Source organism: Mycoplasmopsis iners ATCC 19705, assembly GCF_000701805.1.
GTDB classification, from domain to species: domain Bacteria; phylum Bacillota_I; class Bacilli_A; order Mycoplasmatales; family Metamycoplasmataceae; genus Mycoplasmopsis; species Mycoplasmopsis iners.
Genome location: NZ_JNJW01000012.1, coordinates 1 through 24178 on the forward strand (window position 1 = coordinate 1; position 24178 = coordinate 24178).

At 28.4% G+C, this 24178-nt stretch carries 19 protein-coding genes and 2 other RNA genes; 4 read left to right on the forward strand and 17 right to left on the reverse strand.

Annotation, left to right across the window (positions count from 1 at the left end; translation table 4 throughout):
• From pyk to T395_RS0102625, 9 genes are all read right to left on the reverse strand, one after another.
• Positions 1-1166 (reverse strand): pyruvate kinase (gene pyk, locus T395_RS0102585; protein WP_029512927.1); only part of this gene is annotated, 1166 nt, incomplete at its 3' end.
• Positions 1167-1321: 155 nt separating this feature from the next.
• Positions 1322-2728, reverse strand: a complete 1407-nt coding sequence (locus tag T395_RS0102590; protein WP_029512928.1) for an MAG1430 family protein — start codon at positions 2726-2728, stop codon at positions 1322-1324.
• Positions 2718-3314, reverse strand: coding sequence for a ribosome biogenesis GTP-binding protein YihA/YsxC (gene yihA, locus T395_RS0102595; RefSeq protein ID WP_029512929.1), 597 nt, complete (start codon positions 3312-3314; stop codon positions 2718-2720). The genes T395_RS0102590 and yihA overlap by 11 nt, the downstream gene beginning before the upstream one ends.
• Complete coding sequence (gene coaD / locus T395_RS0102600; protein ID WP_029512930.1) at positions 3298-3741, reverse strand: pantetheine-phosphate adenylyltransferase; 444 nt, start codon at positions 3739-3741, stop codon at positions 3298-3300. Before coaD ends, yihA begins: the two co-directional genes overlap by 17 nt.
• Positions 3741-4931 carry an acetate/propionate family kinase gene (locus T395_RS0102605; RefSeq protein WP_029512931.1) on the reverse strand — a complete coding sequence of 397 codons (1191 nt, stop codon included), beginning with the start codon at positions 4929-4931 and terminating at the stop codon, positions 3741-3743. Before T395_RS0102605 ends, coaD begins: the two co-directional genes overlap by 1 nt.
• 13 nt (positions 4932-4944) lie before the next feature.
• Positions 4945-5919, reverse strand: a complete 975-nt coding sequence (locus T395_RS0102610) for a phosphate acyltransferase (RefSeq protein ID WP_169734115.1) — start codon at positions 5917-5919, stop codon at positions 4945-4947.
• Position 5920: 1 nt separating this feature from the next.
• Positions 5921-6820: a bifunctional 5,10-methylenetetrahydrofolate dehydrogenase/5,10-methenyltetrahydrofolate cyclohydrolase gene (locus tag T395_RS0102615; protein ID WP_029512933.1), complete on the reverse strand. Its 900-nt coding sequence runs from the start codon at positions 6818-6820 to the stop codon at positions 5921-5923.
• Positions 6801-9329 carry a valine--tRNA ligase gene (locus T395_RS0102620; RefSeq protein ID WP_051617836.1) on the reverse strand — a complete coding sequence of 843 codons (2529 nt, stop codon included), beginning with the start codon at positions 9327-9329 and terminating at the stop codon, positions 6801-6803. Before T395_RS0102620 ends, T395_RS0102615 begins: the two co-directional genes overlap by 20 nt.
• Positions 9330-9435: 106 nt before the next feature.
• Positions 9436-11823 (reverse strand): MAG1360 family OppF-related protein, encoded by a 2388-nt coding sequence (locus tag T395_RS0102625; RefSeq protein ID WP_029512935.1) that lies wholly within the window; start codon positions 11821-11823, stop codon positions 9436-9438.
• A gap of 50 nt (positions 11824-11873) precedes the next feature.
• Here T395_RS0102625 and ssrA point away from each other — a divergent pair.
• Positions 11874-12273, forward strand: a transfer-messenger RNA (tmRNA) gene (gene ssrA, locus T395_RS03590).
• Positions 12274-12333: 60 nt separating this feature from the next.
• Here ssrA and T395_RS03545 read toward each other — a convergent pair.
• Together T395_RS03545 and ffs are read right to left on the reverse strand one after the other, a co-directional pair.
• The gene (locus T395_RS03545) at positions 12334-13440 is read right to left on the reverse strand and encodes a DUF3137 domain-containing protein (protein ID WP_029512936.1); all 1107 of its coding nucleotides are present in this window, start codon (positions 13438-13440) and stop codon (positions 12334-12336) included.
• 12 nt (positions 13441-13452) lie between these two features.
• An RNA gene (gene ffs, locus T395_RS03595) (signal recognition particle sRNA small type) lies at positions 13453-13539 on the reverse strand.
• 121 nt (positions 13540-13660) lie between these two features.
• Here ffs and T395_RS0102640 point away from each other — a divergent pair.
• Positions 13661-14632 carry a LacI family DNA-binding transcriptional regulator gene (locus T395_RS0102640; RefSeq protein ID WP_029512937.1) on the forward strand — a complete coding sequence of 324 codons (972 nt, stop codon included), beginning with the start codon at positions 13661-13663 and terminating at the stop codon, positions 14630-14632.
• Between the two features lie 14 nt (positions 14633-14646).
• Here the strand turns inward: T395_RS0102640 and rmuC are convergent, their stop codons facing one another.
• The 5 genes from rmuC to T395_RS0102665 form a co-directional block, all read right to left on the reverse strand.
• Positions 14647-16200 (reverse strand): DNA recombination protein RmuC, encoded by a 1554-nt coding sequence (rmuC, locus tag T395_RS03415; RefSeq protein ID WP_036458446.1) that lies wholly within the window; start codon positions 16198-16200, stop codon positions 14647-14649.
• A gap of 163 nt (positions 16201-16363) precedes the next feature.
• Positions 16364-17434 carry a ZIP family metal transporter gene (locus tag T395_RS0102650; protein WP_051617838.1) on the reverse strand — a complete coding sequence of 357 codons (1071 nt, stop codon included), beginning with the start codon at positions 17432-17434 and terminating at the stop codon, positions 16364-16366.
• Positions 17435-17440: 6 nt separating this feature from the next.
• The gene (locus tag T395_RS0102655; RefSeq protein ID WP_029512939.1) at positions 17441-18184 is read right to left on the reverse strand and encodes a YebC/PmpR family DNA-binding transcriptional regulator; all 744 of its coding nucleotides are present in this window, start codon (positions 18182-18184) and stop codon (positions 17441-17443) included.
• A gap of 120 nt (positions 18185-18304) precedes the next feature.
• A complete protein-coding gene (locus T395_RS0102660) occupies positions 18305-19222 on the reverse strand; it encodes an HpyAIV family type II restriction enzyme (RefSeq protein ID WP_051617839.1) in 918 nt (305 codons plus the stop codon).
• 10 nt (positions 19223-19232) lie between these two features.
• The gene (locus tag T395_RS0102665; protein ID WP_029512941.1) at positions 19233-20117 is read right to left on the reverse strand and encodes an esterase/lipase family protein; all 885 of its coding nucleotides are present in this window, start codon (positions 20115-20117) and stop codon (positions 19233-19235) included.
• Between the two features lie 152 nt (positions 20118-20269).
• Here T395_RS0102665 and T395_RS0102670 point away from each other — a divergent pair, with 152 nt between their 5' ends.
• On the forward strand, positions 20270-21652 hold the full coding sequence (locus tag T395_RS0102670; RefSeq protein WP_029512942.1) for a DUF2179 domain-containing protein: 1383 nt from the start codon (positions 20270-20272) through the stop codon (positions 21650-21652).
• Positions 21653-21752: 100 nt separating this feature from the next.
• Positions 21753-23678: a DNA topoisomerase (ATP-hydrolyzing) subunit B gene (gyrB, locus tag T395_RS0102675; protein WP_029512943.1), complete on the forward strand. Its 1926-nt coding sequence runs from the start codon at positions 21753-21755 to the stop codon at positions 23676-23678.
• A gap of 193 nt (positions 23679-23871) precedes the next feature.
• Here the strand turns inward: gyrB and T395_RS03690 are convergent.
• The coding region (locus T395_RS03690; protein WP_029512944.1) for an IS3 family transposase at positions 23872-24178 on the reverse strand (307 nt) is incomplete at its 5' end.

Below are 24178 nucleotides of genomic sequence, written 5' to 3' on the forward strand. Positions count from 1 at the left end.
ACAACTGTGTATTTGTAATTGCCATCTTTTACTTTTTTAGCTATTTCATGGGCTAATTGGTTTTGAGCATCATTCATATCGCTTGATGCAACAGCTTTGCTTAATTCGTTTTCATAATTACATGAACAGTAAAATTCTTTTTCTGCTCTTTTGTTAATTTGAGCCATTGTTTGAACTGCTAATAATGGATATTTTCCTGAAGCACTTTCTCCAGAAAGCATAGTTGAATCTGCTCCAAGTTCAGTAGCATGATAAACATCAGTAACTTCTGCTCTAGTTGGATGTGGATTGTTTTCCATTGAGTCTAACATTTGTGTCGCAACAATTACCAATTTGCCTTTTTCACGGCATTTTTTGATAATCATTTTTTGTACAACTGGAACTTCGTAATATGGAATTTCTAAACCTAAATCTCCACGAGCAACCATTACACCATCAACGGCATCAATAATTTCATCAATATTTTGAACACCTAAATGGCTTTCAATTTTGGCAATGATTTTAATTTCTTCACCACCGTTGTCTTTAAGTAACTGTCTTAAATCGGCAACATTTTGTGCTGAATTAACAAATGACGCAGCAATATAATCAACTTTTTGTTGAATACCGAAAATAACATCGTTTTTGTCCTTTTCACCTAAAAATGGTAATGAGAAATCAACACCTGGCAAGTTAATTCTTTTGTTTGTTTTTAAGAAATGACCGTTTAATGTTTGAACTTCAACCAATCCTTCTTCAACTTTAACAACTGTTGAAGTTAATTTACCATCGTCAAATAAAACTTTGTCCCCTACTTTTAAGTCTTGTGACATATTGTAGTGAACACTTAAATCTGTTGATGTCCCTTCTAAACTTTCATAAGTTTCTTTGGTTGTGTGAATTTTAACGATTGAGTTAGCAGCTATATTTTGGCCACCATCTTTCATTTTTCCAACCCTGATTTCTGGTCCTTTAGTATCTAACATTAAAGAAACTGGAATGTTTAATTCTTTAGAAACTTGTTTAGCTATTTCAAATTTTCTTCCTTGTTCTTCGTATGAACCATGACTAAAATTTGCTCTAATGCATGTAGCGCCTGCTAAAATAAGTGATTTCATTGTTTCATAATTATCTGAAGCAGGGCCAATTGTAATAACTAATTTACTTTTTTTGTTAATTGAATACATTTGTCCTCACATAAAATTTAATATCTATAAAATGTTACTAAATTATATTATTTATTTAATTAAATTGTTTAATATATGTTTTATTTAAAAATTTGGTTTTACTAAAATGCCTATGAAAAAGCCCAAAATAAAAAATGAGTTGCAATTAACTCATTTTAATTATTTTCAGGATTTGTTGTTACATTTTCATTAGCTTCTATTGATGATTTTTTAAAAGTTTCGCTTAAAACATAAGAACTAATTATTGACAAGATACCATTTGCATCACTAGCATTTTTCAAAGTAATTTCGTAAGCAAATGTAGCACTTCCTGTTGCTGAATCATAATTTATAATTGGTTTGCCTTTAAAATTAACATCTGTTTTTATTGAACCATCTGTTGGATTTAATAAGTAATATCTTAAAATATATTGGTTTTTGTTTTCAACCGTGTCATCAAAAACTAAATCTAAATCTCTATATCAACCTTTTGAAGTATTATGATGATTATCATCGGATGTGCCTGTAAAATAGACAAAATCATCTCCATAAGGTGTAATGTTTGATAAGTCTTTGTTATTAAGCACATTAATTTTAACCAAAGGCAATAGTGCCTTTAATTGTTCGATGTTAATCTTAATTTTTTGACTTTGAACTTGGTTAATTCTAACTAATTTAACAGCATCTAAACTACTATTATCTTCTGTTGAAGCAACTGGAATGACTTTGTTAACATAATAGTTTATTGTTATATTGTTATCTACCAAGTCATTATCAAATCAAATTTCTGATTTTTCATCTAATTGATAAAAAGGATGTGAAACGTTGTTGTTTAATGAATAGGTTAAATATTTCTTAGTATTTTCATTTTGAGTTTTAATTGTATCCAGTGATTCTTCATTAACATTTTTCTTGTGCAATACATTCAAGAAATCTTGTGCATTATTAAACACATTATTTGAAAAGTCTAAATTTAATTTTGCGGTTGCTTTAAAATCTCATAGGCTATAATTACGATCTACAGCTTCATAATCTTCACTAGTTAGTTTTTTGAAACCATCTATTTTATAGGTGAAACCAGTTCAATAAACTCTTCTATCGGCAATTGAAGACGAAGTCTTAATTCTTGAATCATTTTTATCTTCAAGATTTATTTTTAAATATAAAACACCTTCTTCATCGTTAGCAAATGATTGATAAAAAATGTTGTATTTTTCTTTTAGAACATCAATTGGTTGATTATTCTTAGTGACTAGATTAAAAATTTTTCCACTTAATTCAGTTGAATTTGATTGAATTTCTAATTGTTTGGCTCAAAAGCTTTTGGCATTGGCATCTGTTTTTAAATTTGGGTCTCTTAATTCGCTACTATATGGCAAATCATATGAAACATAACTATATTCACTTGGCAAGTGTTCGGCTTTATTAAAGCTTGGAATAGTTGTGAAGTTATATTTTGTCAATTCGCTTTGAAGATCAACAACTTTACTTTGTTTAGCAATTAAAACACCAGTTGTAACAATTGCTGCTGTTGATAACGCTAAGCTTGTTGATAATAAACCTATTTTTAATTTATTCTTCATAATTTTCTCCATATAAAACTTTATCAATAAAACTTACTAATTCATTCATGTTTCTGCCAGTTTTTGATGAAATTGTAAAAATTTCATTTATTCCCATTAAATTCCCTTCAGCAATTTCAGAATCAATTTGTTTGATTAATTGTGCTTTTTCTTTTTGATTTAATTTATCTAATTTAGTATAAACAAGGCTAATTGGTCAATTTAAACTTCTTAAAAAAGCTAAATATTCAACATCTGTTTTAGTAATTCCAGTTCGTGAATCAATTAATAAAAATATATATTTCTTTGTGCTTGTATCAGTTAAAAAACTTTTAATGTTGTTAATCATTTTAACTTGTGCTTCCTTAGACATATTAGCAAAACCATAGCCTGGTAAATCCACTACCAATTTGCCATTATTGTCCTCGAAATAATTAATTAATTGTGTTCTGCCTGGATTTTTTGAAACAAAACTAATATTTTGACCGATCAAAGCGTTTAATAAAGAACTTTTGCCAACGTTCGATCTTCCTCATAAGCAAACCTGAATTTCATTGGTTTTAATTCATGAACTCTTATTAGTTGCTGATTTAAGAAACTTTCACATCTAATCTCCTTATTTTTTTTAAATGTCTTTCAAGTGTTGAGGAATAATTTATATCTTTATAGTTTGGAAAAATTAAAATGGTTTCTAATGAACTATTTAAAGATTTATTTGCCGCTGCTAATTCTAACTCATATTGATAATCTAGGTTGTTTCTTGCTGATCTAATTAAAAATTTTGCTTCAATTTCCTTAGCTAAATCTGCAGTTAATTTGTTTTTGTTTAATAAAACAACAATTTTGTCTTCATTTTTTAAAGCTTTTGAAACTTTTTGAAATCTTTCGTTAATAAAAGACAAATTATCTTTGTCAGGATTATATGTCACAACAACATATAATTTATCCAACAAAGATAATGCTTTTTTAATGATTGCTAAATGACCCTCATGAAGAGGGTCAAATGAGCCAGGATAAATCCCAATTTTTTTCATTATTTTAATAAATCAAGTGCATTTTTTGCAATCATTAATTCTTCGTTTGTTCTAATTACGAACACTTTAACTTCACTGTCAGGTGTTGAAAGTAATTCTCATGCTCCTGCTCTTGTTCAGTTTTTCTTGTCGTCTAATTTTATGTTTTTAAAGAATAATTTTTTAACTACATCTTCTCTTAATTCTGGTGAATTTTCGCCAACTCCGGCTGTAAAAACGATTGCATCAATTTTATTTTCTAATTTGTTAGCATAGTTAGCTACATAATCAACGATTTTTTGAATGTATAGTTCATTTGCGAATTCGGCTTGTTTATTGCCTTCTTCAATAGCTTTTAAAATGTCTCTAGTATCATTTGATAATTGAGAAACACCTAAAATACCAGATTTTTTATTAAGAATAGTGGTTACTTCAGCTGCTGTAAGACCTTCTTCTTTGCAAACAAATTCAATGATCGAAGGGTCAATGTCGCCAGATCTCGTTCCCATCATAACACCTGCTAGTGGAGTAAAGCCCATAGTAGTGTCGAATGATTTACCATCTTTAATTGCGCAAATACTTGCACCACTACCGATATGTAAACTAATAATGTTAGGATTTTTCTTATTCAATAATTCTTCTGCTTTTTCAGCAATAAAATTGTGGCTTATTCCATGAAAACCATATTTTTTAATATTGTATTTTTGTGTTCATTCAAATGGAATAGGATATGTGTAATTTAAAGCTGGAATTGTTGTGTGGAATGAAGTATCGAACGAAGCTGTTAAAATAGCTTCTGGCATTTCTTCTTTGAAAGCTCTAATAGCTTGTAAAGCTCCAGGGTTGTGAAGAGGAGCATAAACCGAACATTTTTCAATTAATTCGATTGCTTCGTCATTCAAAATAGTGCTGTGTGCAAAATAATTACCACCATGCACAACTCTAAAACCAATAATTTCGATTTCTCTTGGGTTTTCAATTAAATGAATTTTTTGCATTAATTTTAAGGTTTCTGCAACGGCCACACTGTGGTTTGGCATGCTTGGAAACTCTTCATAAACTTCACCATTAAACTTAATAGTAATTTTTCCATCAGGTAATGTAATTCTTTCAGTTAATCCACTTGCGATAACTTGAAGATTTGATTTTTCAAACAGTTGAAGTTTAATTGAACTACTGCCTGCATTTACAACTAAAATTTTTTGACTCATAATATATCCTTTGCTACTGAATTGCTGTTAAAATAATTGTTTTTGCTATATCGTTAACGCTTGAACCTCTCGACAAATCACTAACAGGTTTAGCGCAGCCTAATAAAATTGGCCCGATTGCGTCATAAGAAGCTAAGTTCTCTATTAATTTATAACCTATATTTGCAGAATTCAAATTTGGGAAGATTAAACAGTTAGAAACTTCATTATAAGAAGATTCTTTGTATTTTTTCTTTCTTATTTCCAAGTTCAATGCCGCATCTAATTGAATATCTCCAATTGATTTAATTGTTTCATTTTTTAATTTAAAATAATGAGCTGCTTCATTAATTAATAATGTTTGAGGAGTTTTTGCACTTAACAATGTTGAAAATGATAAAAAAGCTAGTCTGGGTTCAATATCTAAATTTTTTACGAATAGTGCTGTTTCATTGGCAATTTCAACCAATTGTTCCTTAGTTGGTGCAGGAATAACTGCGACATCACTAAAGAAAAGCAATTCTTTGCGTTTATGCATTGCCATCACAGAACTCAGAGTTTTAACACCTTGTTTAAGTCCAATAATGTTTAATACTGCTTTTAAAATTTCTGCGGTTGAATGGTTAAAGCCACCTATTACAATGTCAAATTCATTATTTTTTAACATTAACATTGCTAAATTTTGAATTTTCTTTACTTCTTTTTCAATTTCGCTATTTTCAAAATTTACCATTTCGCCTTTTTTATAGGCTTTTTGTTCCAAAATTTCTTTATATAGATTAATATAATTTGGCAAATCATTTAACAAACTTTTGCAAAAAACGTTTTTTCCTTTAAAAAATTTATAAAGTGAAAAATTGTTGTTATTTATTGAAAAAAATTCAAAATTTTTAAATTTTTTTAGTTTTTTAAGGGCTAATTGAACGTTTTTTTCATGTCCATCAACCAACAAAATACGCCTTTTAGGTGCGCTTTTAGCTTTTTCTAATATTTTTTTTGGTAAAAACAACTTATTCTCTTTGTTTTGCTTTGTAAGCTGAATCTTGTTGGTGTTGAATCGCGATTGCTAAATTAATAAAAATGCTCATAACAGTTAATGGGCCAACCCCACCTGGAACTGGAGTTATACCAACGATGTGATCTTCTAAATCTGTTAAATCAACATCCCCAACTAATTTTTCTTTTCCATTTTCTAAACAAACATATGTTGTGCCAACATCAATAACGATGGCTCCTTTTTTCAAGTTTTCTTTCTTGATTAAACCAGGAACACCTGCTCCGGCTACAACAATATCTGCATTTTCAATACCTTTAATTGTTGATTTTTTATTATATGTAGCGATGTTAATTGATTTTCCACCAATTCTTTTTAAAATGTGTGCTATTGGTTTTCCAACTAAATTAGACCTACCAACAACAGCAACTTTTTTGTCCTTTAAATCTATTTTATAGTGATTAACAATCTCTTGAACAGCTAAAGCTGTTGCTGGAATAAAATGGAAATATTTCTCCATGTCCTTATCATTATAAAAATTAAATTCGTTTTTTGAACTTAGTCCATCAACGTCTTTTTCTAATCTAACACTGTCTAAAATGACTTTTGTATGCAAATGTTCTGGAATAGGTAATTGCACAATAATTCCATCAGAATATTCATTGATTTCATCAATTTCTTTCAATAAAGCTTTATTTTCTATGTCTTCAGTAAACTTATGTAATTTAACTTCGACACCTAATTCATTAGCTTTCATAATCTTGTGTTTAATATACTTATTAGAGGCTTCATTATCTCCAATTTGAATAATCGCCAATCTTGGTGCTCTATTTAATTCAGCAGAGATAAGTTGAAATTCTTTTTTTAATTGTTCTGTTAATTTATTTACAATTTCTTTACTTTTGTATAGTTGCATTTTTGCCTCCTGACTCAAGATTTTTTAATTCTTGTTCATACATTTCAAGATTATTTTTGTGCATTATTACTTTTTCTTCTTCAATTAAAATTTTTTCTTTTGGAGCTTTTTTAATAAAGTTTTCGTTGCTTAAAATCCTTTCGGCTCTAGCAATTTCTGCTTTACAAAAATCGATTTTGGTTAATAACTCGTTTAAATATTTGGTTTTTTGTTGATCATTAAATTCAACATAAATAGCCACGTTATTTTGAGCAATTAAGAAGTCTTTATTCGCTTTAATTTGAGCATTAGCTAATTTTTCAATTGCTTTAATTTGATAATCAGTCAATTTTTGTTCTGAATCAAAATAAATAATTTCTTTTTTGCTAATTTGATTTGTTTCGCGATATCTACGTAAAATAGTTATTATTTCTATTAAGTTTTCAACTTCATTATTGTTCGAACGTTTTTTACATTTCATTTTGGTACTATCAAATGTTTCTTCTAAAATTTCTTTGTCAAAAAGTTCTTTAAACAAATGATCTGTGACAAAAGGCATAAATGGATGCATAATAATTAAAATTTTCTTCAAATGTTTTAAAGCTTGTTTTTTATTCGAATAAACTTTTTGCAATTCTATATATTTAGAAGAAAAATCATCAAGCACAAGTTTTTCAATTTCACTTCCGATAATTGTGAATTCATATTTTTCCATCGCTTTATCAACTTTAAGTTTTAAATCATGAATCTTATCTCTAATTCATGAATCAGCTGGATTTTCTTGTTCTTCATCAGGCAATAATTGAATAAATCTAGCAATATTTCAAAGTTTATTAGCAAAAGCTCAACCTTTTTTTACGCCTTCGTCTGAATAATTTAAATCTAACCCTGCTGTGGAATTTGTAATTAAGAATCATCTTAAAGCATCTGAACCATATTCTTCAATAACTTTAATCGGATCAACTCCGTTGTTTAGCGATTTAGACATTTTTCTACCTTGAGAATCTCTAACAATTCCATGACATAAAACTTGTTCAAATGGTTTTTCACCCATTAACTCTAAACCAAAGAAATACATTCTAGCAACTCAGAAGAAAATAATGTCATAGCCGGTTGATAAAAGCGAAGTTGGATAATAACGTTTTAATTTTGCGTCGTCATTTGGTCAACCTAAAAACGAGAAAGGTGCTAAACCACTACTAAATCAAGTGTCTAAAACATCTGTTTCTCTAACTCAACCTTCTCCTGGACATTCAACTTGAACTTTCATTTCTTCGCCTTTATATCAAGCCGGTATTTGGTGGCCTCATCAAAGCTGTCTTGAAATAGTTCAATCATGAATATTAACCATTCATTTCTCTAAAACACCTTTAAATCTTTCAGGGAAAAAGTTTACAGAATCACTACTTTCTAAGTGTTTCAACACTTTATCAGCCAAGCCACGCATTTTAACAAACCATTGAGGCATTATTAAAATTTCCACTGGCGTTTTGCTTCTTTCTGAAAAGCCAACATTAGAAACGGTTTTTTCGACTTTTTCTAATAACTGGTTTTCTTGAAGATATTTTTTAATTGCTTGCCGAGCATCTTCACGTGTTAAGCCATGGAATTGGGTTTCGGGAGCATTAATTAAGCCGTCTTGATCAATAGTTTCAATGATTTCTAAATTATGTTTTTGTATTAAATCAATATCTATTTCAGCATGAGCTGATAATTTCATTAAGCCTGTTCCGAATTCAATTTCAGCATATTCGTCTGCTATTAAAGGAATTTCAGTTTTTAAAATCGGGTGAATGATTTTTGTGCCTGCTAAATGATCATATCTTGGGTCATTAGGGTTATAAATAACCGCAACATCACTAAGCATGGTTTCGGGTCTAACAGTTGCAACTGTTAAATAATCATTTGAATTTTTAATTGGATATTTGATATAAAGCATTTCTTGTTCAACAGCTTGATTGATAACTTCAATATTAGAAATAGCAGTTTTTAACACTGGATCTCAATTAATGGCTTTAACACCTCTATAAATTAACCCTTTATTGTATAAATCAATAAAAGCCTTATTTACAGCTTTATTTGACAATTCATCTAATGTGAATCTTTCTCTTTCATAATCTAATCCTAGTCCTAATGCAGCTCATTGTTTTCTAAATCTTGCTGCATATTCTTCTTTTCATTCTCAAACTTTTTCAATGAATTTTTCTCTGCCTAGATCATGTCTGGTTAAACCTTGAGTTTTATAAAGAACATCTTCAACTTTGCTTTGAGTAGCAATACCGGCATGATCCATACCAGCGATATAAAAAACATCATAACCTTCAAGTTTTTTATAACGCAAAATTGAATCTTGAATATAAGTATCCAATGCATGTCCTATATGTAACATTCCTGTAACATTAGGCGGAGGTAAAAGAATAGTAAAAGGTCTTTTAGCTTCATCGTGTGTGCTAAAAAACTTTTTATCTTTTCATTTTTGGCTAATTTGTGGCTCTATTTCCTGTGGTGAATATTTTTTCGCTATTTCCATAAAACTCCTGAAACAAATAAATATTAAATTTAAAATTAATATATAAATTATATATTAAATAGGCTTATTAAAGGCTGGAAGCGATATAAAAAACCAAAAAATAAGGTTAAAACACCTCGTTTTTTGGTTCGTTGTCATTGTTTGTTTCAAGCTGTATTAAACTTGTCACTTCTTGAAAGCTCTGAATCAAAGTGTCTTCTTGAGAATATTTTAAGCTTAATTTAGTTTCTTCAGACATATCACAAATCATGAAGTGCAAATCATCTAACGGGTTTTTTAATTGTTTACTAAGATTGTCATCTAACTCACTTAAAGTTGCTTCAGTTGTATAAGGGATCGAAATTGTGTCAATTGTCGTGTTGTGATCTTGCCAAGCAATAATGTTTTCGGTTTGTGATATAACAAAATGATTTTCACTCAATTCAAAAACTTCATCAAAAATAAAATCAAAATTTGTTCTTTTTAATTCTTCAGTTCCAATTTGATTTTGAACTGCTAAAAAATCGTTAAATGGATGATTTAAAACTGTGTTTAAATTACCGTATTCTATTTCTTTGTATTTGTCGAAAATAACTATTTTATTGAAATATTCGTCCAAAAACAATCTTTTATTATTGGTTATAAATACATAATTTGTATTGTTTACTTGGCAAATATTTTTAACTGTTTGAAGAAATTCAATTTTTGTTTGGTGGTCTGAAATTTTAGGATCATCACTAATAAAAATTAATTTTGGATTACCCATTAAAGCAGACAATAAATTAATTTTTAATTTATTAAGATAACCAATGTTTGCTTTATCATCAACGAAAGTTTTAATATTAATATCTGATTTATTAAAAATTAATATTAATTGCGATAATAACAAGAAGCCATTAATTTGTTTTTTAGTAATTGTGCCTCTTTGGAACAAAATATTTTTAAAGTTTGTTAAGGATTCGAAAAGAAAATTAAAAGATTCAAAATATCTAATTTCTTTAGCTAAAAATGTTTTCAATTGAGTTTTGTTTTCTTTTTCAGACAGTTTAATCAACGCTGTATTGTAATTGAAAATAATTTTTTGAAAATTAGCAAAAATATCTTGAATTATTTTTACATATTTTTCACTGTGTTTTTTAGTTTCTAAATATCCTTTTTTCAAATTGTTGTTTTTTCAAGCATTTTCTGATTTTAACATTCCAAGTTGGTCTTTAAGCTTTAATACATGCAAGATTCTTTGTTCATCTAAATATTGTTCTTTTTTTACCTTATTTAGCTTATTTATAGCTAATTTAGTCAAGTAAATTTCTTCATAAACACGATCATATAAGTAATCTAATGAATCAGAATAGTTGTCAAAATTGAAGAAAAATTCATTATTAATAATTTTTCTAACTTGATTTTTAAAGTCATTCTTTTTAGTAATAGTTCTAAATGAAAGGTTGTTAGAAATGAATAATTTGATTTGAAAATCAAGATTTTTTTTCATTTCAGAAAAGGCTTCTTCGCTAAACAAAGTAAATCATTTTCTTCTTCTAATTAGACTATTTGCAACATGTTTTTTTACCATGTATTGCTTATAAATAAAATTATGTTGAATTGAATTTTTAGGTAACTTTGTTAAGATTTTTTTGTCTAATAAATAAGCCTGTTTATATCATTCAATCAAATAATTTAACCTTCTTTGGCTTTTGTTCATTTGATCATTAATAAAGCTTTTTAAATTCTTAATTTTGTTTTCTAAATCTCTTTTTTCAAATCTGCTTGAAACATAATTCATGCCAAATTTGTTGATGTTTTCTAAAGTCTTAATTTCTTTTTCTAAATTTTGAATTTTTATATCGCCTAGAAAGTCAACTTCATTTACAGTAGAATTAGAAAAAAACATAAAGTTTTCTTTTGCCTTATTGAATAAATTAAAAATTAATTCAATAACTTCAGAAAATAATTGGCGATTGTTTTTTATGAATTCAGCTGTTTTAATATCATTTTCGTCAAATTCCGTCTTTGAATTTTCTATAAAATTTAAGCAGTTTTCTTGTTCCTTGAGAACTACATTTAATTTGTCATTTATTAAATCTAAGCTAGAATCTAATGTGTTTAACAAAATTTTTTGAAAGACGTATTTATATTTGTTCATGGTTTTTTCAATTAAAGAAATTTTTTGTGTGTCTTCTTTAAAGTTCTTTTTAATTTCTAAATATTTTTGAACAAATGGCACATATTCATACTCATTTTGGATAACTGACATATCCATAAACGCAACGTTTTCTAAAATTGATTTAGGGTTAGCATAAATATTATTTTCTTCATCATTTAAAAATAAAGTTCATTGACCTAAATTTTCTTCAATTGTGTTTTTTAAGCCATTTTTTAGTAAAAAATTAAACTTATTTTGTACATAAAATAACACAGGCTCATTTTCATTAATTTGAACTTGTTTAATAGCATAATAAGTTTCTGAATCTAAAATTTTTAAATGATTTTCAATTGAAAATAATAATTTGTTTTTCATATTAAAAGTATAATAAAATAGTAAAAAAGTTAAACAATTTTAAATAAATCGGGGATGTAATGGCTTCGACGCATTTCGGGTTCTCTTAACATCAGTAGTTTGGCAGACTATAATGCTTCTAGGCTTTAGAATCGCAAAAGATGAAAAAGTTAACGAAGGAAAAATGCTTCCTTCATTCGCAATTGCAAACCAATTGCAAGCTTCAAACCTTGTTTTTGCTTAGTTAATAGCAACAAGTGGCTTAATAATTTTGTCTTAGGTTATTAAGTTCGTTACAAGACTCGTTTGAAATAATTACTATTTGTTATTCAAATTAAATTTAAAATGGCGTATTAGACTTCTTTTTGTGCTTTTCAGAACCTAATATGAAATATAAAAGGTACTAAACTGTAAAAAGTGTTATTAGAGTTTGGGGTGTGGACACGGGTTCGACTCCCGTCATCTCCACCAAATCAAAAAAATGACCGAGAAGGTCATTTTTTCGTTTCGTGCTATTTTATAGCCAAATAACTAATAAAACACTGGGGTTGAATTAATAAATGAAATAATTCAATAGATAGCATAAGTGTCATTAAGAATATCGCGAGCTATTGAATCAATTAATTTATTTTTCTTAAATGATTTTGGAGCATCGACTTCCAAAATTGCTCCTTTAGGGATTGCTCAAGCTTTAAACACATTGTTTTTGTATGTTAAACCAAAACTACCTAAATTATTTGGTTTGTTTTGTTCATAATGTTCTAATAACACTTCCATTGAATATGGTGTAAAGACTTTTCTAATTTTAATTTCATCGTCTGAATAAATACTAAATAATTTATTTATTTTTTTGTTTTCTAAGGTGATGTTTGCTTTATGACTTAAATTTAATAAAGTTCTTGAGCCCATTGAAAAAGCAAAGTTGTCATCTTTATGTACATTTTGGTATGAACCCTCTAAGGCTAACACATCTTTTTTGTATTCATGAACAACTGTGTTTCCTTTTGAATCGGTTGTAGTTCTTACTCAATGGAAAGTTACTTGCATCATGTATCATGGATTATTATATTCATCAACTATTGAAAACAATTCGCCTCTATTGATGATTTTCGCATCGCTTGGAATGCCGCCTAAACCTTTAGTATAGTTAATAAAGTTTTTAACTGGATTGCCTAATAAATTGTTGCCATTAATTGCTATTTGTAATTTTTCTTTATCAATTTCTTTTTCGCCTGTTAAATTAGAACTTCTAAATAAATGATAGCCAATAGTTTTTAAGGCATCGGTGAATAATGTTTCACGTTTTATGCTACCTTGAATTTTGATCAAAGCTTTTCTTTTTGAAAGCACATTTAGCATAATTAAAATTCCCATAACTATAAAACAAATAACGCTTGAAACATATAATGCCATAGCTGCTGTGTCATTGCTGCTAGCACCAGGAATGATATAAACAAGTGCGATTAGGAATATTCCTAATATTAAAGCTCCAAGTCAAATCCCAAAACGAATTTTAATTTTTTTCAATAAATTTGTTGGTACAAATTCATCATATGTTTTTGATAAAAATGCTTTAATAGCTTCAAAATTGTTCTTATAAAATTCCGCCAATGAAATTGGTTTTTTAACTATTCTCATTTTTCTCCTATTAAAAAAGTTAATAGACACAACACTTCTCGATATGGCTGCTACATTTCTGTCCTGACCAGGTTACAAGGTTATTGTTCTATTAACATAATTATTATATATTAGATTTGATTTTAATTTATATTTTTAATTTGATTTGGCTTGATGTGGAAAAAAGATAATTTTTTCCACATTTTTCTCAAGAAAAAATAGATTGTTATAAAATTAATTCATGAAAGATTTTAGTTATAAACACATTTCTAAAATTGCTAATGTTTCTTTAAGCACAGTAAGCAGATATTTTAACGGCGGCTATGTAAGTGACAAAACAAAAGCAAAAATTGAAAATGTCATCAGCAATAATCAATATATTCCTTCACTTGGTTCAAAGTTAATACAAGATAGAAAAAATACTATTTTTGTTTTACTTCCAAACTGAGCTCGTGATGAATATTTTCAAAGTCAAGTTATTCAAGGGCTTTATCAATCTTGTTTTAAAAGTGGCAAAAATTTACTGGTTTCTTATGTCGACACTAATAACAAATTTCGTTATTTAAAAGCTTTAAAAAATATTTCAATGTGAAAGCCATATGCAATGGTTTTATTCATTCCAAATGATATTTTTGATTTTGTCTCAGAAGAACTAAAAGCTGAATATACCAATCAAAATATTTTTTTGGTGAATCAAAAATTAGAAGGCTTTAATTCTATTGTTGTTGAATATGAAAAAGTTTTTGCTGAATTGGCAAGAACAATGATTAAAGATATCGATGATAATTCGCCATTGATTTATGTTGATGATATCAAATTAGATCAACATGATCAAAAAGCCTATAAAAAAGCTTTTTTAGATGAATGTAAAAAACACAATAAAAAAGTTTTTGTTTATGAAATTAATGTTTTAAATAGCAAAAATATTCATAAATTATTACATGAATTTGATAAAAACAATTATGTTCATGTTGTGTGTTCATCACATTCTGCTTACTTAGCTTTGGTTTCGAGTCATGATAAAAATCTTTTATTAACTGATATTGGTGGGCCAGATATCTTTGATTATTTAGGCAAATATAATTACAAGATTTTTATTGATTATGTTCACCTAGGTTTTCAAATTGACAGAATGATTAGTTACACAAATGCAAACGATAAACAAAAAGAAAATTGATATCATAGACCTAAAATAATTAAATATGTTAAGTAAAAAACGAGAACTAATTAGTCCTCGTTTTTTGATTCAAGATTATTGAACAAATTGTCGTTTTTACGTATTCATTTGTCCATATTATTTTTATATTTTTCTTGTGTTTCTAGGATTTCTATGTTTGTTGGATCATTTTTTGCTAAAGCATTAATTTTAGTTTCGAGTTCTGGATATTCATCGAAAGGAGCGTTAATTAATTTTTTAAATTTTATAATCTTTTTTATGTTATTAAGTTGGTTATTTTGAATACTGTTTGTTAAATCAATCAATGAATATCTATTTTTATTTATGCTTCTGAATAAGTCTAATACATCTTTCAAATGAGATTGAAGGTTTGCATAAGAGGCCAATTTTTGAATTTCTCTTATGTAATAGTAAATTGTCGTTGGGCCTGCAATAACAATATTACCGTGTTTAGATATTTTGTTTCTCGCAGTTTCTTCAGTAATTATGTAATAAAAAATTGCTTCGCTTGGCACATACATAATTGCATAATCACTTGTAACGCCTTCAACAATGTACTTTTCAACTTCCTCTATTCTGTCATCAAGACCCGAGTTGAATTCTTTTTTGGCATCCTCTAACTGCTTACTATTAGATCCATAAGTGTTTTGCGCATCTATAACATTTTGATAAGTTTTTAAAGGGAATTTAGAGTCTATTGGAATAACAATATCTTTGCCATCTTTATCTTTAGTGAACAATGCAACATCTACTTTTTCTTTGGATGAACCGATTGAGTATTGAAGTGCGTAGTTTCCTTCGCTTTCATTTCCAAACCAGTTTTTCATAAGATCTTCAAGAAGATGCTCACCGAAAGTTCCATAATTTTTATTGTTTTCAAAAATATTATTAATTCTTTTAATGTCATTATGAACATTTTTAATAACGCCAAGGTCTTTGTTAACATTGTCAATAGTATCTGTTGCTTTTTTAAATTCATCTTCAATTTTTTTAACTAACTCAGAATGTAATCTGCTTGTTATTTCATTTCTTATTTCTTGAAGTTTTTCTTCTTGAAACTCTTTCATTGAATTTAATTTTTGATTTATTACATTTTCAAATTGTTTTTTCAAAGAAGTTACATTTTCGGAAATAATGTCATCTCTTAATGAAAGAAAATTTTGATTTAAATTTGAAGTTATTGCATTTGTTTTATCTCTGAATTCATTCAAAGATTGTTGAATCGAACTTTTAATTGAGTCACCATCATTAGCAATTAATTTATTCTCTAATTCTTGTAAATGGCTGTTAATGTTTTTTTCTAAATTGTTGTTTTTATTTGTTAAATCTTCAAGATGTTCTTTATTGGTTTTCGCCATTTCATCTTTAACAGAGTTGTTTTGGTCAACTAATTTAGGCAATACATTTAATAATTCACCGTTAATTTTTGCGGCTAATAAGTTATCAAAATTCTTTTCAAAACTATTTAATGAATCATTCAATACTTTTTCAATTGAATTTTTTGTCTTTTCTTCATTTTGTTTTTTGCCAATAAAATAAAACACAACAAATGTTGCTAAAAGCGCCAAAACCAAAAAGACTAATATAATTAAAGCTATTTGCATCTTTCTCCTTTTCTTTTAATTTGTTTATATTTTCATTATACTGCTCTATTATCAGATACAGTCGTGATTCTCAAAAAGGATAATTTATCAAGAATTTACCAATAATGTTATTTGGTAGTAATTTAAGTAAATTTTTGAGAAATAAAAAAGCAGAAAAACTGCTTTAAGATTGATGTGTATGGAAAGATAAAACAATTGCACAAATAACAATGCCTGCAAAAAACACAAACATAACAAGTCTAAACAATTTTTTATCATGGTGCGAGTGATAAAATTCAGGTAAAAATTCAACAATTGATGTGAATAAAAATATTCCGGCAACCAATGCTTGAACAAAGCTCATGGCATGTGGAGCTTTATTAATGAATTCTCCTAAATAAATTCCAATTAACATTAAAGGAATTAACATTAATAAAGAACTAATTGATCAAAATGTTGCTTTTCATTTATTAATTCCCATTTCTCTTTGTCTATAAAAGAAAATTAAAATTTCGGGAATTAAATGAAGCACAAAACTAATAATAAAAGCCCAACTTAAAGCACCAAACGATCTTGAATTAGGATCAAAAAAGCTATTTAAACTATACCCAATTAATAAACCTGCTGGCACTCTATGAGTTAATAATAATAATAAAGCAACAACTTTATTTTTACTTTCAGTTTGCAATGGTTCATTAGTTTTAAATTTAGCATTTAATCTTTTTAGCCCATGATCAGGCGCTATTTGGTGATGATGGTAATCATCAGAATGGTCATGTGACAATTCGTGTGAGTGAACAAACAATCTAGCTTGTGGGTCATTTTTAATAGCTTTGGTCTTAGAAATTAATTTAATTAATCTTCTTAAACCATAAGCAAAACTTAAACCGACAGCTAATCCGCCACCAACCAAAAGAATGTTCCAAAAATAAGTAGTCCCTGCTGAGCTTGTCTGTATTCTAACAGTGGAAATTTCAATAGCTTCTCTTAAGAAGCCAAATAATGACATTGCTATGAAAAAACCTGTAACAAAGGCATATAGTAATAGTGTGCCTTTTTTGCTCAAATGGTTTTTCTTGAATAAAGGGAAAATAAAACTAATTAATATTGGGACAAATAAAATTATTAAAGCAGCAATTAGTGTGAAATAAAATTTAGCTAATGCTGTCTCGCTTTCTGCATTTCAAAAGATCAAGCCAAGATTAGCATGACTATCTTTCAAGGTATCTATAAATTTTTTTAAGAAAAGTTGCATTACAAATTATTCTTCAATGTTCAATTCGATATTGTGAAATACTTCTTGAACATCATCATCATCTTCTAATTGATTAATAAATTCAGCAATTTTTTGTGATTTTTCTTCATCAAATGAAACTGTTGAATTCGGAATGTAAGTAACTTCACATTCTAAAAAGTCGTTTACACCTAATTGTTCTTCAATTGCATTTTTGCATTGACTGAAGTTTTCAGGTGATGTAGTAATAACATAAGATTCTTCACCAACAGTTAAGTCTTCAGCTCCATTTTCTAAAGCTACCATTGTTAATTCTTCTTCGTTTACTAAACTTTTTTCAATTTCTAAAATACCTTTGTGATCAAATTGAAATGGGATTTGGCCTGTTTTACCAAGTGTAGCATTTTGCCTGTTAAAATACATTGTCATTTGTGACTTAGTTCTATTCATGTTGTCACTTAAAGTTTTAATTAAAAAAGTTGCTCCACCTGTAATTGTTGCATTAAACATTGTTTCAATAAAATGTGCACCATCTTTGCCTTCACCTTTAGCTTTAGCAAGGGCTCTTTCAATATTTGCTTTAGGCATATTTTTGCTTTTTGCCTTTGAAATAGCTAATTTCAACGCAGGGTTGGTTTCAGGGTCTGCTCCGGCAGGTAATGTTGCAGCTACATAAATTTCTTTAAACATTTTTTGAAAAATCTTACCTCTAGCAGCATCTTGTGCGCCTTTACGGTGTTTAATATTTGCTCATTTTGAATGTCCAGCCATATTTTTCTCGCTTTCTATGATTATTATTTTAAATATACAAAACACTCTTAATTAAGAATGTATCTCTCTATGTTAATTATTAATATGAATTATATTTTAAAGTAAAAATTAATTGTTTAATTATTTTTGTATTTGTTCTACAAGGATTTTTTTGTTTTTGTAGTCTTCTTCGTCAATGGATGTTGCCTTAATTTCTCTCATTTTATAAGCTTTAAAGAAATTTGATTCAGAATTAGTTAAATCAAAAACAGATTCACGCATTTGCTTATAAATTGGCACATCTGAAACTAATTTTTGTCATTGCGGTTCGCTTAATTCAACCATAAATTCATAAGTTTCTTTATCACTATCTAAATTTGGGGCTTTTAAAAAGAAATCATAATTGTTTGACTTGAATTTTCTTTGAAAACTTTCAATTTCTTCTCAATATTCTGCTTGTTCAAAATCACCAAATAATTCTGCTCCATATTTAACAAATAAACTTGTATTTAAATTGGGCTTAACATTAATAGCTTGATAAAAATATTCAGCATTGTTTCTTAAGTCAGTATCAACAAATCAAAGGTAAGTTTTTAATTGATAATCAGAATAATATTCTTGTAATCTATTTATTTTGACTTCTAAATCAGCGATTAATTCATCAGCTTTTTTAGTTGATAAATCGTCTCTTTTCTTTTGTCAAACTACAAAAGCTTCTTTGGTTTGATTGTTAAAGTAAACATGTGAAACATTAATTTTAAATTCTTGTAAAGCAATTTCCCCATTCTCTAAAGTAATTTGTTTACTAAAAACAATTCTATTTTCGCCTATTTCATAGCCTTTTTCAACAAAAAATAAGTCAACTAAATTATTTAAATATTTGTAATAGTTGTTTTCTTGTGTTCTTAAAAATGATTGCTCAATTTTAGTTTGAAAATTAAAGGGATTTAATAATGAAAAATACCTATGTGGAGCATCAATTAACTTTAAAAGTATTTTGGGTCCATTTCCATTGGTTAATTTCATTTTTAAATCTCTTTCAAATATTTGATAGTCCATAAGTTCCTTTCTAATTTAACGATTCATCTATTAAATCATCAATAATTTGCTTTTTATAGTCTTTAAATTCTTTTTCTTCTTTGCTAAATTTGGTTTTTTTAGATCAAAAATGACGTTTGTGTGGTTTTTGAATTATTTGATTTATGAAAATTCCAATTTGTTCAGCACTATTTTTTAAAGGTGAATGGGTTGTGCCAATTATTGTTGAAAAAATTTTTAATTCTTTAGCATAATTAATAAAGTTCTCTGTGCCAATTATTGAATCATTTTCGCCAATGATAAATACCATTTTGTTTGCGTTTTCTTGATATTGTTTATCTAAAATTTTCATAAATTCAGGATTTAATACATATTTTTCTAATAAATTAAATCAAGCTCCCTTTCGACTAAAAGTTTCAACTAAACCTTGTGTCTTTTTAAATTTGCTTGATACTGCTGTAATGATTTTACCGACGAATTTATCAATTTTTTTAGTTGGGGCAACCACTTTTTCAAGTATCGAATAAGACTTATTCATAGTCATTTTAGGATTAATTGTTGCTAACATTATTACTTTTTCAATTCTTTTATTTTCGGCTAACTTAGCAGCAACACCGCCACCCATTGAGTGAGCTAACATAACGATATGTTTCGATTTAATTTTGTCAAGAACTAGTTCGGCAATTTCTTGTCATCATTCTAAAGTTATTTCTTCTGGTGAAATATTATTAAAATATTTGTTGCCTGGAAAATTAATCGCAACAACATTCATATTTTTCACATAAGGTAATAACGGCAAAGCAAAATCACTTGATGAATTCAAACCATGCAACATGAATAAAGTTGTATCGCTCTTATTATCAATGAATAAAATAGGATATTCTTGGTTTTTATAAACAATATAGTGCATTTTCATAGTTATATTATAGTTTTACATTCGATAAGTGGTATCATTTAAATAGATTAAATTATTTTTTTAAATCAAATAATATTCATAAAACAACCAAAAACGCGCATGTGTTTTGTTGTTTTTTATTGCTTAAACACAAAAGAAAAGGAGGTTTATTTATGAATGATCAAAATTTGAATCAAAACGAAGAAAATAAAATAAAAACAGATTCAAACGAAGAACAACAAGAACAAAATATGTATGATATATTTACCAACGAACCCGATTCACCTGTAAAACAGGTAATTAAGAAAAAAAATACTCAATATAGATACACAAAATTATCTAACTTTGTTCTTAGATTCTCTCGTTTTTATGCGCCAATGCCATTGTGAAAAATTTCTTTATTCACAGCATTGTTAGCAATTGTTTTTGGTGTGGTAGGTATCTTCTTTGTTAAAAACCCTGGTATTTATAACTTTGGTTTAGCAGCAATTGGTCAAGCTATTTCCAAAATTACTAATGTGCTTTTAAGAGCTAATCCAAACATTACTTCAGCATATTACAATGTAATAGACCACGCTTTATTCTGAATCTTATATTTAGTTTTAAGTATTCCGATTTTCTGATTTGGCTTTAAGAAAGTTGGAAAAATCTTCACAATACTTACTCTTGAATTTCTTGTAGTAAGTAGCTTAACATCATTCTTATTAGGTCAAATCCCACAAATTGACAGCATTTACTTAATGGGGAACTTCTCTACTTCTAGCATTTCTGATGAAGGCAAAATAGCAATTGCTAATGAACTTTGAGCTGGCAAACAACAAATTTGAGGTTTAATTCCACTTGAATGGAATAACGGTGGAGATATTATTGCTCAAATGATTTTTGCAGTTATTTATGGCTTTATTTTAGCTTTCTTCTTTGCGATTATTGCTATTATGGGTGGTTCTGCTGGTGTAACTGGAATCATTGGCGAATACATGTCAACTGTAAAACACAAAAACTTTGGTACAGTTAATTCATATATTAACATGGTAATTATGATTGTTTCTGTGCTTGTTGGTACTTATTTAGCTGGAAGCATCATACTTGTTGATTTAAATTCTTTGGCTAACGATAGTGCCAGATTAACCGCATTAAACATTTCTGATGCTGACGAAATTGCTTTAAAAGCAATATCAGGTATGAAATGAAAAACACAACTTTACTTCTCGCCTAATATGATTTCAACATTTATTTGTAACTTTGTTTTTGCAGCAGTATTGAACTCATTATTCCCAAGATTTAAAGTTGTTCAATGTAAAATTTATTCACCACATATGAGCGCTATTAGAAAATCAATTGTTGAAGACAAAAAGACAATTAATAGCTTCACCATTAGTAAAGGCATTGGTGGATATTCAGGTAATACAACCAAAGTATTGACAGCAATTACTCTTTACAAACAAGTTCCACGTTTAATTAAAAAAGTGCGTGCTGTTGATCAAAATGCTTTAATTACAATTAATCATATTGCTTCAATTGATGGTAATTTATACTTACCAGAAGACAAATTCTAAGACTCCGAAAGGAGTTTTTTTAATAGCCTTAAAGCCCAAAAACGAAGCTTTTTAATATATAATATATATTAATATTAATTTATATATTAAAGGAGGCAGAATGGCAAACCATGAATATGGTGCTTCAAGCATTAAAGTTTTAAAAGGATTAGAGGCAGTAAGAGTTAGACCTGGTATGTATATTGGTACAACTGGAATTAAAGGGTTACACCACCTGATTTGAGAAATTGTTGATAACTCAGTTGATGAATGTATGGCAGGCTATGCTAATAAAGTTGATATTGAAATAACTAAAGATGGTAGCATAATAATCACTGACAATGGGCGTGGCATACCTGTAGAAATTCACAAAGAAACTGGTTTATCAACAGTTGAAACCGTTTTAACTGTTTTACATGCCGGAGGTAAATTCGATTCAGAAAGCTATAAGGTTTCTGGTGGTTTACATGGTGTTGGTGCTTCGGTAGTTAATGCTTTAAGTGACAATTTTGAAGTGTGAGTAAAAAGAAATGGTAAAGAACATTATGCTCATTTCCAAAATGGCGGTCAAACTGTTCAACCTTTAACAATTATTAATGATGTTGATATTAATGACACTGGTACAAAAGTTAAATTTCACCCTGACTTTACTGTTATGGAAAAAAATCAATTTGAAAAAGATGCTATTATTGACCATGCCAAACAAATTGCTTACCTTAATAAAGGTTTAAGAATAAGTGTTAAAGATGACAGAGATAATACTTATCAAGAATTCTATTTCGAAGGTGGCATTGTCGATTACGTTAAAGAATTAAATAAAGGTCAAAAACTTATTCACCCAGATGTTATTTACACAGAAGGTGAATATTCTCATGGTGAAGATGCTCCTGTTCAAGTAGAAGTTGCTGTTCAATACAATGAAAGAGTGACTGGCAATGTTGTTTCTTATGCTAACAACATTGTTACTATCGAAGGTGGAACACATGAACGTGGTTTCTATGATGCTTTAGTAAGATTAATCAATAATTATGGAGTTGATTCTGGTTTGATTAAAAAAGAAGAAGATAAAGTAAATAGCGAAGATGTTAAAGAAGGTATTGTAGCTATTATTTCTATCAAACATACTGACCCATTATTCGAAGGTCAAACCAAAGGTAAATTAGCCAATAAAGATGCTAGATTAGCTGTAAACAAGGTCTTTTCGGATGCTTTGGAGAGATTCTTGAATGAAAATCCTAATGAAGCAAAATTAATTGTTCAAAAAACTCTTGCTGCCAAACGTTCACGTTTGGCCGGTCAAATGGCAAGAGAAGCAGCCAGAAAGAAATCTGTGTTTGAAGGCGGATCATTACCTGGCAAATTGGCCGACTGTACATCTAAAAATGCTGAAATCAGTGAATTGTACATTGTCGAAGGTAATTCTGCTGGCGGTTCAGCTAAAATGGGTCGTGATCGTTTAACTCAGGCAATTCTACCTTTAAGAGGTAAAGTTATTAATGCTGAAAAAAATGCTGCTCGTAAAGTTTTTGCCAATGAAGAAATTCAATCATTGATTACTGCGCTTGGAACTGGCATCGGTGAAGAATTTAATATCAATAAACTAAGATATCATAAAGTAATAATCATGACTGATGCCGATGTCGACGGCGCGCACATTAGAACTTTATTATTAACATTCTTCTATCGTTATTTCAGAGAATTAATAGAATATGGTTTTATTTATATAGCTCAGCCTCCGCTTTATAAAATACAACAAAATAAAAGCATTTTTTATGCATATAATGACAACGAAAAAGACGACATTTTAAATAATTTAAATCCTAACATCAAAATCAATATTCAACGTTACAAAGGGTTGGGAGAAATGGATCCTGAACAATTGTGAGAAACAACTATGAATCCTGAAAGTCGTTTAATGCTTCAAGTACAAATTGAAGACGCTGCTAGAGCAGATTGGATATTTACTACTTTAATGGGAGACGAAGTTGCTCCAAGACGTGAATTTATTGAAGAGAACGCCAAATATGTAAAAAACATTGATGTGTAGTCAAATCCCTTATTAGGGATTTTTATTTTGCCTTAATGCTTAAATTTAGGTTCACAAATTTACTAAAAGCACTATAAAACAGTTTGTTTAGAATTATATGTTTATTATATGCGTGAATGCAACAACTATAAGAGAACAAAATAAAAAACGAAACATTATTGCGTTTTAAACTAGGACAAGTTTTATAGACAATTTATAAAAAACTCAAAGCATCTCAATATTGTTGAGGTGTTTTTCAATTTAACACAGATTGAAATCTTTCATTGTTATATCATTCAATGTAATCTTTGATAATGTTTTTGAGTTTATCAAAGCAAATTGTTTTGTAATTTACAAAGTTTAAACACTCAGATTTGATGTTTGAAAAGAAATATTCAACTTCCCTATTATCTAATGAATTTCCGACCCTGCCCATAGATACATTTCCATTGTTTTTTGCAACTACATCGAGATATTTAGATGATGAATATTGAAATCCGTGATCTGAGTGAAGAATTCAA